We start from the raw sequence: 13,833 nt of genomic DNA on the forward strand, positions 1-13,833 counted from the left end.
AAGTTTGCCGGGCGTGAGTTACTGCTCCGACAAATTGATACGATTTACGACCTGCACGTTTTATGACCCTGGAGTCTCTCCGTAACGACATCGATGCCCTGGACGACCAGCTGCTGACTCTATTAAACCAGCGGATGGAACTGGTTCGGAAAGTAGGCGAGCTTAAGCGTACGACCAACGCCGTTATTTACCGCCCTGAGCGCGAAAAACAGATCCTCGACCGGCTGCACAAACAAAATAACGGTTTGCTGAACCAGTCGGCTATCGAAGCCATCTTTCTGGAAATTTTTGCAGTTTCGCGTAATCTAGAATTACCCGAACGGGTTGCGTACCTGGGCCCCGAAGGAAGCTTTACTCATCAGGCCGCTGAAAGTCGGTTTGGAGCCATGAGTGCCTACACGGCCTTACCAACTATCCGATCCGTGTTTGAAAGTGTTGAGACCGGCCGGGCCCGCTTCGGCGTAGTGCCGATCGAAAATAACCAGGAAGGGGTCGTCAGCGAAGCCATCGACCTGCTGCTCGAGAAAGACCTCAGTATTGCGGCCGAAGCGCAGATTCCGGTTCATTTTACCTTTGCGACCCAGACCGAAGACCTTTCGCAGATTACCCATATCTATTCCAAAGATATTGCGTTCCGGCAGTGCAGTAAGTTCCTGAACGATACCTTCGACGGACTGAAAGCGGAGCTGGTGCCGGTTGAGTCGACGTCTAAAGCCGCTAAACTGGCTGGCCAGCAGCCTTATACGGCAGCCATTTGTTCAACTATCGCGGCCAAGCTATTTGATGTGCCGGTGCTGTTCGACAACATTGAAGATTCGGATCTTAACCGCACCCGGTTCCTGATTTTGGCCAAGAATTTTGTGAACCAGCCCAGCGGGCATGATAAGACAACACTTATTGCCAAACTGCCCAACACCGAATCGCCGGGGGTATTAGCCGAATTTCTACAGGAGTTCAACACCCGCCATATCAATCTCACCAAAATTGAAAGTCGACCGTTGCGGGAGGGAGCTACGTTCCGGTACTGGTTTTTGCTCGAATGCGAAGGCCACGCCAGCGATCCGGATCTGCAGGACATATTGAACCACCACACGGCCGACGTGAAGCTACTGGGCAGTTACGTGCGGGTAGCCTGATCTAAACAAGGATTCGTAAAAACTACTTATTTCGATTTACGGTTGAGTTAGTATCAGGTTCAGAAAAAAACACCAAGCTAACTGTAAACCCGAACGTAGATTCGGCACGACTCACGATGGAAGCGAACGATAAAACGGAGCGGATCATTGAGGCCCGCCTGAAACTTAAACGGCGGTTTGAGGAAAAAATGGCGCAGACGCCATCTATGACCGACGCTACACCACGCGGCTCAGGTCCGGTTAATCGCCACGGCATGCCAACGGTACCTGTCGGGCAGACCGTAACGACCAAATGGCCCGTGCTCGATCTGGGTTATCAGCCTAATATCCCGCTCGACAAATGGCAACTGGCTATCGATGGTGAGGTTAATCACCCGGTTCGACTGAAGTGGGATGACTTGATGGCATTACCCCAAACGGAAGATACCAGTGACTTTCACTGTGTAACGACCTGGTCAAGACTGAATATTCCCTGGGTAGGGGTGCGGTTGATTGACCTGGCGGCTCTGGTTGATCCGACAGGGTCGGCAACTCACATCATGTGCTACGGATACGACGGTTATTCTACCAACGTATCGCTTGAAGAAGCCCTCAAGCCCGATGTACTCCTGGTGCATACCGCAGATGGTGAACCGCTCCCGCGCGAACACGGCGGCCCATTACGAATGATTACCCCCCAGCTCTACGCCTGGAAAGGCTCCAAATGGATAAAACGTATTGAATTTCTGCCCCAGAACAAGCTCGGTTTCTGGGAAGAGCGAGGCTATTCGGACACGGCCTACCCCTGGCGGAACGACCGGTACTCCTAGCGGCAAAAGGCTGCTTTAAGCTTCTTTATGACTAGTAAGCTTCAATGAACCCGTAGCAAATCATGTGGCAGATGGTCATCTGCGCATCTTCTACGCGGCCATAGTGTGTCTCGTTAATGACGATAACTTCATGGGCGAGATCAGCCACCCGGCCTCGTTTCCCGCCAACGAGCGCCACGGTGATCAGACCATTGTCTCTGGCCCATTCCACTGCTTTTACCACGTTGGGCGAACTGCCGCTTACACTCAGTGTGATAACCAGGTCGCCGGGCCGGGCGTAGTTCTGAAGCTGCCTGAGGTAAACATCCTCATAGTTGTAATCATTGCCCAGGGCAGTGATCCACGAGAGGTTTTCGTTCAGGGACATGCACCGAAATCGATTAGATTCGCCCCGGGCGAGCAGGCTGTCGGACGCACTCTTGCCAAGGTCGGTGATAAAGTGGGAGACATTAGACGCGCTGCCGCCATTACCGAACGCAAACAACTGCCGGTCCTCTTCTCGGCACTGCTTCACGAGATGAATGATGCGCTCTACCGTATCGAGCGGAATGGCATCATAAACCGCTTTTTGCTGTTGAAGGTAAGCTTGAAAATAAGTCTGGTTCATGTCGGCCGGTCGATCAATCGACAACTGATAAATCAATTTAAGTAATCATCATTCATCATCGCCAACGCCCCCGCTGGAACGGCATCTTCTCCCAGTTTGGCCAGCAGAATGATAGGAGCGGGGTGGAAGGCCTTCATCACAAAACGGGGCAGCGCCTGCCGAACCGCGGCCCGCAGGGGTTCTCCAATCAGCGAAAGTCCACCACCTAGGACAACGGCGTCCGGATGATACAGGTGTATGGCGTGGGAGAGCCCCAGGGCCAGTATCGACCCTATCTGTTCGATCAGCATACGGGCTACCGGATCGCTGGCTTCATAGGCCGCATGCAGGTATTTAGCCTGTCCACGCGGGGGATGTTGTTGAATGACCCCTTCGGCCTGCGCCCCGAGTACCATGGTCTTCAGCGCCGAATCGGAAGGCAGTTGGGGGAGCAGGTCGGCAATCTGCTGGTCGACGGCCCAGCCCGATACGGTTTGTTCGAGGGTCTGTCCTGGCGACGAGTCCCCCGGAGGAACCAGCCACAATTGACCAATTTCGGCCTCCCCGGGCGACGCACCGTGGTAGAGCTGTTTATCGACCACCAGACCACCACCCATACCACTTCCCAGCGTTACGTAAAAAACCCGCCTGAACCCCGTAGCCACCCCTCGCCGGGCTTCGCCCAGAGCCGCCACATTGGCATCGTTTTCAATACGAACCTGTGCGCCTGGCACCTGAATGCGCAGCCAGCCCGCGAGATCGAAACCGGCCCAGCCGCCAACCTGGTGCGACGTGGCCACCCGACCCGTTTGCCAGTCGACGGGGCCACCGAAGCCAACGCCTATAGCCTGCGGAGGTTCGGGAAGCTGGGCTATCGTTGTCGCAATTTGATGCAGTATTCCATCGGCACCTGCTGAAGGATTAACCCTAAAGCGATAACGGTGATCGATCCAGCCGGTTAGATCACTGGTAACGAGTTGTATTTTTGTTCCGCCGATTTCTATGCCAAGCGTCATATGGAGGTGGGAAGTAGGTCAGCTTCGGCGACCCGCGCTCTTGCGCATGGTAGCCCGACCTAGGTAGATCTGATCGCCCTGTAAAGCTATGGTTGTGTAAAACTGGTATCCGTTCTGTACGTATCGGAGCATCACCTGTCCGGTCTGATTGGGCCGGGCGTAGGCCTGAGTAGCCGCCACCAGTATCTGATCGCCATTAACGATCGCCCGCACGAAAGGCAGACTGCGGGTCTTGATCTGATTGGCATTGTATTTCAGCCAGGTCTTTCCGCCGTCGTAGGAACACTCAGTCTGTTCGTTGAGGTACGTTTCGCGGCCGTTGAAAAGATCGCCATGATGTTTGAACAGCCGCCAAAGACCATGAATGTAGTGTTCATAACAGGCGTAGGGCCGGTCGTTTCCCAGTCCCCGCAGACCCGGGTCGGCAGGGGCGGGCTGGCCCGGTACCAGGTCTTTGTGGTCATCCCAGAACAGTACCCCATAAGCGCCCGTAAACCAGTAAAAGATACTCATCCCTTCGGCAATGGCGGGTGGCGCGGGGTGTTCGGCTTTGCCGCTTTTTTCGAACTCGCCACTCTGGGTGTTGAAGAGCCAGTGCCAGGCGATCCGCTTCTTGGGCGATAGTCTCATGTTGACTTCCTGTTCGGCTAGTAAGGATGCCAGCCAGTGGCGACTGTCGTCTGCCGTATGAGGGATGCTATAATCGAAATCAGGGTAGAGATAATACGTACCAGCCATATGAAAATCGACGACGTCAGCGAAACTTTTCCCCACCAGATCGTCTGGCATACCGCGCTGCCGACTGCTGTTGGTATGCGTTGCCGGCGTATTCCAGAGCCAGTCGGGCCTGGCCATGTAATCAGACGCGCGGGAGTAGCCGAAGCTGTTGTGTGGGACGGGGGCTATAGAGCCGATTTCGGTCTGTGGGCTAATGTTTTCTTTAATGGTACGGGCCAGATAGGTATATAGGTTAGCCTGGTCCTGTTTCTTACCGGCGCTGACGCCATCATTTTCGATGTCGAGGAAAATTTTGCCAAACGTACTGATCATCGTACCCGGCGGGCAATCGCCAAAGCCGACACAGCCTCCCCGCAGCTCCATACCGGCCTGGTAAATCGTATTCCGCGCAGCCTGATTCCGGGCGGTAGCCCTGTACAGAGTGTTAGTCGCCTGCTCGCCGTTGCGAGCCCAGTCGAGCTGAAAGGCATTGGCAAAGTAATCCTGATAGAGAATTAAAGACCGCTGGCTTTGCTTCAGCCGACTCCGCCAGCCCGCCGGGGGCATGCCATCGGTCCAAATTTCCTGGCCGCTGACCATGCGAGTCTGGTCAAGGGCCGTAAAACCACGCCGAAACAGCTTACTCCAGTCCCGGTCTACGTGCAGGTTTCGACCGGCTCCGCAGAAAGTGATGGTCTTGGTAGTAGGTACGGCAAAATCGTCGACAACATCGATGTTGTAAAACCCTTTACGGCTGGCTGGGGTCGGGTTGAACCGGGCGCGGGGCGTGGCCGTCAGGGGAGTCAGCGCGGGTAGCGGATCGGTCTGCAGAACGGCTGCGGGTACCGGCGGTGCCGACGGGCGCAGCCACCAGAAGCCGAACCCGGTCAGGCTGGCTATAAAAAACGACAAAATTAGTTTCATGCTGGTTTTCACTGAAGCCGAAAAAAAGTCAACATATCGCACTGCCCGATCGCTGTCCTGGTTATTCGTCGATATACCGCCTGGTGATCGGCTGGTAGGAGTCAATCCGACGATCGCGGAAGTAGGGCCAGGTCGTGCGGTACTTCTCCGACAGCGCCAGGTCTACCTCCTGCACATGAACAACTTCCTGGTCGTGCGGAGCCAGATAGAGCAGGGAACCGAACGGATTGGCTACAAACGAGCCGCCCCAGAACTGCTGATCGGCTTCGCGGCCAACCCGGTTGACCGCCACGACGTGAACCCCGTTTGCAATGGCGTGGCTTCGCTGAATGGTTTGCCAGGCGTTATACTGTTCGGTATTCTGAGCCGGGTCAGGCTCAGCAGTGTCCCAGCCAATGGCGGTGGGGTAAACTAATAGCTCGGCACCCATCAGGGCCGTTATACGGGCTGCTTCCGGATACCACTGGTCCCAGCAGATTAGCACCCCCACGCGGGCATACTTCGTGTCAAAAACCTTGTAGCCCAGATCGCCGGGAGTGAAGTAGAATTTCTCGTAATAGCCTGGATCGTCAGGAATGTGCATTTTCCGGTACTTGCCCAGGTAACTGCCGTCGGCGTCCAGAACCGCTGTCGTATTGTGGTATAAACCATGCGCCCGTTTTTCGAATAGCGAAGCTACAATGACAACGCCCAGATCGGCGGCTACCTGCCCCAGCCGTTCGGTGGTTGGGCCCGGAATGGCTTCGGCCAGACTGAAATTGTGATGATCTTCCACATCGCAGAAATACAGCGATGTGAACAATTCCTGCAAACAAACGATCTGAGCGCCTTTTTGGGCTGCTTCCCGAATGCCGCTGATGGCTTTCTGAATGTTCGACTCGACATCGGCCGAGCAACTCATCTGCACTAAACCAATATTGACTTTCTTAGACATGATGCAAAAGTAGAGCGTTCTGTCATGACAACGCCTATTTTCAACAAAAGTCTGAGCAGGCGGGTTCGGGATAAAAAAAGAGTCTATTGCTTACCCCAAATGGGCGTTGAAAGCAGGACTTCTGTCAGGTTTGAGGTAATGCTGGACATACAGACCTGGACCTACAGGAAACTGCTCGAAGCCAACCGACATTCTCTGGCCGAACTTAAGGCAGTCCTGCGGCAGCGCACTGCAGATCCGGAACCGTGCCGGATGCAGATGCCCGGGTAGTAAAAGCTGAGTTGATGGGTAGGGTATGGGTAAATTCACTTTATAACCAGAAGCCGTAGCACTGGTAATTGATCAGTGCCTTTTGTATTCTTGTACTACACATTACGAACCCTGTACCGAAACCAGTACGATAGCATCATGACAACCCGAAGAGACTTTTTACAGGCTACTGCTCTTACCAGTGCCGTAGCCACGTTTTCGCCCAACACGCTGTTAGCCGCTACCCGCCCGGCAAAAGATCGGCTTGGGGTGGCGTTGGTCGGACTGGGCTACTACAGCACCGATTTGCTGGCTCCCGCCCTTCAGAAAACCAAAAAATGCTACCTCGCCGGTATCGTAACCGGAACGCCCGCCAAAGCCGAGAAATGGAAGAAGCAGTACAACATTCCGGACAAGAATATCTACTCCTACCAGACCTTCGATCAGATCGCGAACAACCCGGATATCGATGTAGTGTATGTTGTGCTGCCCCCTTCCATGCATGAGGAGTACGTTGTTCGGGCGGCTAAAGCCGGAAAGCACGTCTGGGTAGAAAAGCCAATGGCCGTTACCGCTAAAGAATGTCAGAACATGATTGATGCCTGTGCCAAAAACAAGCGGTCGCTGGCGGTAGGGTACCGGCTCCATCACGAACCCAACACCCAGGAGTATGTGAAAGCGCTTCGGGACGGGAAGGTTGGTAAAATTCAGATGGTGAGCTGTTCGGCGGCCTATTACGATGCCCGAACCGACCACTGGAAACAGAAGAAAGAAATGGGCGGTGGGGTTATGTACGATATGGGTGTATACGCCATCCAGGGCGCGCGACTGGCCACCGGCGAAGAACCGATTTCACTAACGGCGCAGCAGTACACGACCCGTCCCGACGTGTATAAGAACGGCCTCGACGAAACCTCCATGGCCCAGCTGGTTTTTCCCAGTGGAGCGCGGGCTACCATCCAGACGAGTTACGGGATGAATATGAACTATCTGCACGTAACGGGCGACAAGGGAACCCTGCACATGGAGCCTTATTCCGCCTACAACGGGGTCAAAGGGGAGTTCACCGGCCGGGCCAGTGGTAAGATTGACCATCCGTATGAGACACCCTGGCAACAGACCCTGCAGATGGACCACGATGCCGAATCGATCATACAGAACAAACCTATGCTCGTGCCCGGCGAGGAAGGACTACGCGACATCCGCGTGGTAGAGGCTATTTACGAAGCCGCCCGGACCGGTCGTTCCGTCAAACTGTCATAAAATAAAAAAAGCTCCTGGCTACCCAGGCAGGGGCTTTTATCTAACTGGTTAATAGCCCATTTATTAATGGGCTATTTCATTTGTATGATAGTAGTAATTATGGTGTATTATATAAAGTCAGTTTATCCGGTTGCCTGGCTGCTGATTTTTGGCGTATTTCGCCGGTCAACCCCGTTTCATATGCAACCCGCCGATTTTACCCGACTCCCCGCCAACCAGCAACTCGATACGCTTTATTACGCAGGAGATATACTGGCTAATCGGTACGAAGGTGACCAGATCTTTTTGTTGTATAACCTTCGCGATTTCTACGTCGAACTGTGCTACGACGCGTACCGCAGCAACCTTCAGAACGTAGCCGCCTTCCGCGATACCGATCGGCTGGAGCCCTATCTGCCGTATCTGAATTAATCTCTATTAATCTCTTCCCGCTTACTGGCAATCGTTACAGATTAAGCCAGTATGATAGCTTCAGTACCAGCGTACGGTTCTTACTCTGGAACGAGCCTGGTACGTAGTTTTCCTGATACACGACAAACAAATCCGAAACGGGGGCGTACCGCCACTGCAGCCGCGTGTTCAACAGGGTGTTGTTGGTTTGGTTATTGAATTGGGCGAAAGTTGTCAGGAATACCCGACGCGAAAACGTCAAATCGAGCCGGGGACCAACCAGCCAGAAAGAAGCCGAACTGTAGGGAGCAGGCAACCGGATGTTATTGTGTTCAGCCGTGATGCCAAACGACCCGTATGGCTGAAAGCGGTAATTGAGCGTGGGGGCAACGTTGAAGTTAGTCCCGTTGAAGTACCCACCCGTCCAGCCTTCGACCTGCAGCGTCAGTAACTTTCGGCGGTCAGTGTTCAGGAACCAGAATCCACCTTTAATCCGATAGTCTGTGCCGGCGGGTAAGGCCTTCCCGTCGAGGTTGGTAGGATCGAAAGCCGAGAACAGATACGTGTAATACGAATAAAAGCCTCCGCCAAATTCGGTCGTGTTCCGGAGGGCGAACGAATAAAAAAGATTCAGTTCGCGGTCAAGCAGCCTGCCGGTAAGGTCACGGTAAAAGCGGGTTTCAAAGCCGGGGCCGTGGCTGACCAGTCCTCCCTGCTGCCGGGAATAGAATGTATACCCGCCTTTCGGGAAAAAGCCCCATTGGCCGCGCCGGGCTACATACCCCACATCGTTAATGTTGTACCGGGCACCAATGTATTCGTGCGACCATTCCAGCATGAGGTTCCGGCTGGTGTAGGTCAGTAAAAGGCCATGGGCTGCGTCCTGGGTGGTGTTCACTGCCTGACCTTCCTGAAATGCTTTGTGGCCCCATACCTTACCCGCCCATCGGTTGTCGGCGGTGAGCAGGTTGAATTCAACCCCGCCAATTCGGGTATAGCGCGACAGGCCGGGCGTCACCGAAGACGCATCCCGGTTGATGAAAAAACCAACCAGATTGGACCGGCCCAGCACCTGCCGTTGAACAACCCCTACCGTATAATTCTGCGGACTGATACCCCGGCTGCTTTGTCGGGCGGTTTGCGTGTTCAGCAGTCCGATTCGCCAGTTCTTATCCACTTTCCCGCTTAGTCGGAGTCCGTACAGGATGGGATTCTGGACGGTCACCCCCGTGCTGGTATCCCGTCCAATACCGATGCGTCTGCTGAAGAAGGGCCGCGACTGCTCAAAACCCAGATTAGCGAACAGATCGTTGTTTTCCAGAAAGAACTGCCGTCGTTCGGGAAAAAATATCTCGAACCGATCGAGGTTTGTAACCTGTTGGTCGACTTCTACCTGCGAAAAATCCGGATTCACGGTCAGGTCGAGGTTGAGGGCTGGCGTAACTGCTACTTTCGCGTCGAAACCGGCGTTGCTTCCCGGTTTGTAAGCCCCCCCTTCGCCCCGATAGTCGTCTATGCGGCCGCTGACGTAGGGTATGAGCGATATATTGGTGCCCACCCGGGGGAGGGGTGTCGAGAAGCGAACTGTATCGGCAAAGGCGAGCGCCGAAATCCGATAGGCAATCGGCACCCGTCGCCAGGAGGCTCGCTGGTTATTCTTCAGATCATGGCGGGCAAAGTTCATCAGAAACCAGTTTGAATTCTGACGGTATCGGATACTTTTGAAGGGGATCATAAGTTCAGCCTGCCAGCGATCCGGATACACCTTTACAAACGAACGCCATTTGTTGTCCCACTCCGTGGCCACCCGTTCTCCGTTAAAGAGTTGCCCTTCGCGCTCAACACCAAGCGGGGTTACATTAAAGGTAAAGCCATTGGTACGATCGCCAAAGGGATCGATATATAGGGTAAAGTTGTCGTTGAGGTCCCATTCCCAGTCCCGACGCAGCGAACTGGCCACAAATCGTTTGTTCCGGTTCTGGTCGAAGCAGACAACGCCAACGTATAAGTTGTTCTGATCATAGGTCAGCCGGACTTCGGTCCGGTTTAAGGCCGGTAGCGTATCGTTGGGAAAGTTCTGGGTAAACTGGCCAGCAACAGCAGCCCGCTGCCAGACCGACTCCGTTAATTCACCATCCAGCCGAACCAGCGTATCGGTTGGGCTAACCAGCAGAGACTGGGAGAGAGCAACTGAATGAAGTAAAACGGCAACAAAAACTGTCCATGCAGTCCTTGTTTTACAAAGTAGTCTGTACGCTAATTTATTCTGTACTATCATCCAGGGGCCTACTCCCTGCTTGCTCGAACGAAAAAACATCTGGCTAATGTACTTTTTTCAGCCTGCAAAGAACGCTTATTTTACCGTATAAATGCTTGAGTATATTTTGTCAAAACAAAGTAATGTGTTGTATGTCAACGGATTGAAGATTTGTGATTTTTTTTAGAGTAGCCTGCGGATGCCAGACGGCACGTAGAATCGATGGGTATTGTCAGAAAATTTGTCAGATATATTTGGAAAACAAGTTTATTGTGTCGTCCTTCGCTTAAATTTTAACAAGCAATGCAAACAGGAACAGTAAAATTCTTTAATGAAACCAAAGGGTTTGGTTTCATTAAGCCCGATGAAGGCGGTGAAGACATCTTCGTACATGCTTCAGGTCTCATCGACCAAATCCGCGAGAACGACAAGGTTAAGTTCAATGTCGAGCGCGGCAAGAAAGGCTTAAACGCCGTGAACGTCGAAATGGCTTAATCGTAAGATATACCCCGACAACCGTTGTAGAAACATGCCTTGCGGCATGTTTTTTTTTGCCCTGTCGGTTCGTAAAGCCATTTTTGCGGTCAGTACAACAATTAGTCACGTAGAAGTAGAAGCTGCCAGGCATCCGTTGCCGGCCGATCTGTCCAATACGGTCTATTCCCTTATTGCATGACCATACTTTCGCTCGAACAACGCGTAGCCAACAAACTTGGCCTCAAGCTTTCATCAGTAACGGCCACAATCAATCTTATCAACGGAGGAGCCACCGTACCGTTCATAGCCCGCTATCGTAAGGAAGCGACCGGCCAGCTGGATGAGGTGCAGATCGGGCAGATCAAAGAAACAACCCAAAAACTGCTAGATCTTGACAAACGTCGGGAGACGATCGGAAAAGCAATTGCTGACCAGGGCAAACTTACCGACGACCTCCGTCAGAAACTGGCAGCTGCGGATACCCTCACGGCGCTTGAAGACCTATACCTACCTTACAAACAGAAGCGGAAAACGCGGGCTATACTGGCCATGGAGCGAGGACTGGAACCCCTGGCCAACCTGCTGCTGCAGCAACGGGAACCAAATCCCGAACGGGCCGCCCAACGTTACCTAACCGACGTCGTGCCTACCGTTGCCGATGCGTTGCAGGGCGCTCGCGATATACTGGCCGAGCGTATCAGTGAAGATGCCGACGCCCGGCAGCGCATCCGTAACCTCTTCGAACGCGAGGCCATTGTTCGATCCGTTGTTAAAAAAGGGAAAGCGGCAGACGGCGCTAAATTCAGCGATTACTTCGATTATGCCGAACCACTTCGGCGGGTACCATCCCATCGGTTGCTGGCGATACGCCGGGGCGAAGCCGAAGGTTTTCTGACGGTGAACATCGGCCCGGCCGAAGAGGCTGCGCTGGAGCGGCTAGACCGTCAGTTTCTGGTTGGTACCGGCACAACCGCCAGCCGCGATCAGGTTTCTCTGGCCATTCGGGACGGCTACAAACGATTACTGAAACCAGCTATCGAGACCGAATTTTCGGGGCTGGCCAAAGAGAAAGCCGACGCGGCCGCTATTACTATCTTTGCCGACAACCTGCGGCAGCTTCTGCTCAGCCCCCCGCTGGGCCAGCAGCGGGTACTGGCTATCGATCCCGGCTACCGCACCGGCTGCAAAGCCGTTTGCCTGGACGCACAGGGTAACCTGCTCACTCACACCGTACTGTATCTGTTTCAGTCAGAGAACCAAAAGCAGCAGGCGGCACAAGTGGTACAAAAGCTGGTCGATCAGCACAGGATAGATACAATTGCCATCGGTAACGGTACGGCCGGCCGAGAAACGGAAGCGTTTGTCCAGGGTCTGAACCTCGGGAAACCAATATTTATGGTGAGTGAGCAGGGGGCTTCGGTATACTCGGCCTCCGAAGCCGCGCGGGCTGAGTTTCCTGATCAGGACGTTACCGTACGGGGCGCGGTTAGCATTGGCCGGCGGCTCATGGACCCCCTGGCCGAACTGGTCAAGATAGACCCCAAATCGATTGGGGTAGGACAGTATCAGCACGACGTTGACCAGACCGAACTGAAGTCGAGCCTCGATACGGTGGTAGAGAGTTGCGTGAACCAGGTGGGGGTATCCCTCAACACGGCCAGTGCTTATCTGTTGCGGTACGTATCCGGACTGGGCCCGCAATTAGCCGACAACATCGTTTCGTTCCGCTCGCAGCACGGCGCGTTTACGTCGCGCGAACAACTCCGCAAGGTACCCCGGCTGGGGCCCAAAGCTTATGAGCAGTGTGCCGGATTCCTGCGTATAGAAGGAGCTGAAAACCCGCTCGATAACAGTGCCGTTCACCCCGAACGTTACGCCCTCGTAGAGCGCATGGCAGCGGATATGGGAAGCAATGTCGTTACCCTCATTCAACAACCCGATCTGCGCCGGCAGATCAAACCGGAACGTTACGTAACCAGCGAGGTAGGACTGCCTACCCTGCGCGATATTCTGGCTGAACTGGACAAGCCTGGTCGTGATCCCCGGGAACAGCTGTCGGTATTCGAGTACGACGATCGTATCCGCTCTATTACCGATCTGCACGAGGGTATGGTCCTGAACGGTGTTGTTACGAACGTCACGGCATTCGGGGCCTTTATCGATATTGGCGTCAAGCAGGATGGTCTCGTGCATATTTCACAACTGGCTGACAAATACGTCGCTGACCCCAAAACGGTGGTGCAGGTCTACCAGAAAGTACGTGTAAAAGTGCTGGAGGTAGATACGACCCGTAAGCGCATTGCGTTATCCATGAAAGTTAATTAAGTTGCCATTACGCACCGAACCGGAAGGTCGCCCCGGTATTGCTCCAGCGAATCGACCTTCCGGTTGCTACGATCCTAACCCCATCCGTATGTCACTACGCTGGTTCCGGGCCATTGGCCAACCCGTTTTACTCAGTGCCTGTCTGCTTACGACCCTGAGCGCCTGTGAAGCGCTCCGTTCTTCCGGTCCCTCGGTGAGCCGCCGTCCTGCCGCCACAAAAACCGTTGCCCGTCGGCCGGCCACTAGCCGACCACCAGCCGTTCCCAAAGCGCCAACCGGAAAAGTGGTAGACAGCCGTACCTACCTCAATCGCTACGTGCCGGAGGTGGTTAAAATAGCCCGTACCTATACAGGTACCCCATACCGCTCGGGCGGCAATACGTCCGATGGCATTGACTGTTCGGGCCTGGTATACGCCGTCTTCAATACGGTAGGCCTCAGAATGCCGCGCATCTCCTGGCAACAGTCGGAGGTGGGTCGTGAAGTAGAGGTGAATGAAATTTCGCCGGGCGATCTGCTCTTTTTCGTACCAGACAAAGGACAGGCTGGGTATGTGTCACACACGGGAATCGTGACGGAGGTAAATGGCCCCAATAACATCCGGTTTATTCATGCCTCTTCATCGCGGGGGGTGCGTGAAGATAATCTTTATGCCGACTATTTTAAGGGGCGCTTTGTCAAAGCCCTGCGGCCATTTTAAGGCGCTGTGAACTAGGTAGATATTAGACTAAAAAGCCCACGTGCAAACGT

General features: G+C 54.0%; 12 protein-coding genes. 7 read left to right on the forward strand and 5 right to left on the reverse strand.

What is annotated here, in order from left to right; translation table 11 throughout:
- The first annotated feature begins 62 nt into the window (after nucleotides 1-62).
- Nucleotides 63-1,136 carry a prephenate dehydratase gene (pheA, locus tag FBR45_RS08385; RefSeq protein WP_077919914.1) on the forward strand — a complete coding sequence of 358 codons (1,074 nt, stop codon included), beginning with the start codon at nucleotides 63-65 and terminating at the stop codon, nucleotides 1,134-1,136.
- 116 nt (nucleotides 1,137-1,252) lie between these two features.
- Nucleotides 1,253-1,945 (forward strand): molybdopterin-dependent oxidoreductase, encoded by a 693-nt coding sequence (locus FBR45_RS08390; protein WP_138501079.1) that lies wholly within the window; start codon nucleotides 1,253-1,255, stop codon nucleotides 1,943-1,945.
- A 31-nt stretch (nucleotides 1,946-1,976) separates the two neighbouring features.
- On the opposite strand, the gene FBR45_RS08395 is transcribed toward FBR45_RS08390, so the two are convergent.
- From FBR45_RS08395 to FBR45_RS08410, 4 genes are all read right to left on the reverse strand, one after another.
- Nucleotides 1,977-2,552, reverse strand: coding sequence for a D-sedoheptulose-7-phosphate isomerase (locus FBR45_RS08395; protein ID WP_138501081.1), 576 nt, complete (start codon nucleotides 2,550-2,552; stop codon nucleotides 1,977-1,979).
- Nucleotides 2,553-2,584: 32 nt separating this feature from the next.
- A complete protein-coding gene (locus tag FBR45_RS08400) occupies nucleotides 2,585-3,547 on the reverse strand; it encodes an ROK family protein (RefSeq protein ID WP_138501083.1) in 963 nt (320 codons plus the stop codon).
- A gap of 18 nt (nucleotides 3,548-3,565) precedes the next feature.
- The gene (locus tag FBR45_RS08405; RefSeq protein ID WP_138501085.1) at nucleotides 3,566-5,188 is read right to left on the reverse strand and encodes a hypothetical protein; all 1,623 of its coding nucleotides are present in this window, start codon (nucleotides 5,186-5,188) and stop codon (nucleotides 3,566-3,568) included.
- A gap of 61 nt (nucleotides 5,189-5,249) precedes the next feature.
- Nucleotides 5,250-6,122: a carbon-nitrogen hydrolase gene (locus FBR45_RS08410; protein ID WP_138501087.1), complete on the reverse strand. Its 873-nt coding sequence runs from the start codon at nucleotides 6,120-6,122 to the stop codon at nucleotides 5,250-5,252.
- Nucleotides 6,123-6,530: 408 nt separating this feature from the next.
- Here FBR45_RS08410 and FBR45_RS08415 point away from each other — a divergent pair, with 408 nt between their 5' ends.
- Both FBR45_RS08415 and FBR45_RS08420 read left to right on the forward strand, forming a co-directional pair.
- Nucleotides 6,531-7,634: a Gfo/Idh/MocA family protein gene (locus FBR45_RS08415; protein ID WP_138501089.1), complete on the forward strand. Its 1,104-nt coding sequence runs from the start codon at nucleotides 6,531-6,533 to the stop codon at nucleotides 7,632-7,634.
- Between the two features lie 84 nt (nucleotides 7,635-7,718).
- A complete protein-coding gene (locus FBR45_RS08420; protein ID WP_317128606.1) occupies nucleotides 7,719-8,045 on the forward strand; it encodes a hypothetical protein in 327 nt (108 codons plus the stop codon).
- A gap of 34 nt (nucleotides 8,046-8,079) precedes the next feature.
- Here FBR45_RS08420 and FBR45_RS08425 read toward each other — a convergent pair whose 3' ends face one another.
- Nucleotides 8,080-10,341, reverse strand: coding sequence for a DUF5916 domain-containing protein (locus tag FBR45_RS08425; protein ID WP_246082153.1), 2,262 nt, complete (start codon nucleotides 10,339-10,341; stop codon nucleotides 8,080-8,082).
- A gap of 243 nt (nucleotides 10,342-10,584) precedes the next feature.
- Between FBR45_RS08425 and FBR45_RS08430 the strand changes: the two genes are divergently transcribed.
- The 3 genes from FBR45_RS08430 (at nucleotide 10,585) to FBR45_RS08440 (ending at nucleotide 13,783) form a co-directional block, all read left to right on the forward strand.
- Nucleotides 10,585-10,776, forward strand: coding sequence for a cold-shock protein (locus tag FBR45_RS08430; RefSeq protein ID WP_077919905.1), 192 nt, complete (start codon nucleotides 10,585-10,587; stop codon nucleotides 10,774-10,776).
- Nucleotides 10,777-10,953: 177 nt separating this feature from the next.
- Entirely contained in the window at nucleotides 10,954-13,083 is a 2,130-nt protein-coding gene (locus tag FBR45_RS08435; RefSeq protein WP_138501091.1) for a Tex family protein, read from the forward strand.
- 88 nt (nucleotides 13,084-13,171) lie between these two features.
- Entirely contained in the window at nucleotides 13,172-13,783 is a 612-nt protein-coding gene (locus FBR45_RS08440) for a C40 family peptidase (RefSeq protein WP_138501093.1), read from the forward strand.
- Nucleotides 13,784-13,833: the final 50 nt, after the last annotated feature.

The sequence above is a fragment of the Spirosoma lacussanchae genome, from assembly GCF_005870035.1.
In the GTDB taxonomy this organism is placed as follows: Bacteria; Bacteroidota; Bacteroidia; order Cytophagales; family Spirosomataceae; genus Spirosoma; species Spirosoma lacussanchae.

What these genes read in the sequence shown, in the direction of transcription:
- FBR45_RS08425 (WP_246082153.1), bottom strand. Translation starts at nt 10,341, where the DNA reads ATGTTTTTTCGTTCGAGCAAGCAGGGAGTAGGCCCCTGGATGATAGTA.
- FBR45_RS08435 (WP_138501091.1), top strand. Translation starts at nt 10,954, where the DNA reads ATGACCATACTTTCGCTCGAACAACGCGTAGCCAACAAACTTGGCCTC.
- FBR45_RS08400 (WP_138501083.1), bottom strand. Translation starts at nt 3,547, where the DNA reads ATGACGCTTGGCATAGAAATCGGCGGAACAAAAATACAACTCGTTACC.
- FBR45_RS08405 (WP_138501085.1), bottom strand. Translation starts at nt 5,188, where the DNA reads ATGAAACTAATTTTGTCGTTTTTTATAGCCAGCCTGACCGGGTTCGGC.
- FBR45_RS08430 (WP_077919905.1), top strand. Translation starts at nt 10,585, where the DNA reads ATGCAAACAGGAACAGTAAAATTCTTTAATGAAACCAAAGGGTTTGGT.
- FBR45_RS08395 (WP_138501081.1), bottom strand. Translation starts at nt 2,552, where the DNA reads ATGAACCAGACTTATTTTCAAGCTTACCTTCAACAGCAAAAAGCGGTT.
- FBR45_RS08410 (WP_138501087.1), bottom strand. Translation starts at nt 6,122, where the DNA reads ATGTCTAAGAAAGTCAATATTGGTTTAGTGCAGATGAGTTGCTCGGCC.
- FBR45_RS08440 (WP_138501093.1), top strand. Translation starts at nt 13,172, where the DNA reads ATGTCACTACGCTGGTTCCGGGCCATTGGCCAACCCGTTTTACTCAGT.
- FBR45_RS08415 (WP_138501089.1), top strand. Translation starts at nt 6,531, where the DNA reads ATGACAACCCGAAGAGACTTTTTACAGGCTACTGCTCTTACCAGTGCC.
- FBR45_RS08420 (WP_317128606.1), top strand. Translation starts at nt 7,719, where the DNA reads ATGATAGTAGTAATTATGGTGTATTATATAAAGTCAGTTTATCCGGTT.
- FBR45_RS08390 (WP_138501079.1), top strand. Translation starts at nt 1,253, where the DNA reads ATGGAAGCGAACGATAAAACGGAGCGGATCATTGAGGCCCGCCTGAAA.
- pheA (WP_077919914.1), top strand. Translation starts at nt 63, where the DNA reads ATGACCCTGGAGTCTCTCCGTAACGACATCGATGCCCTGGACGACCAG.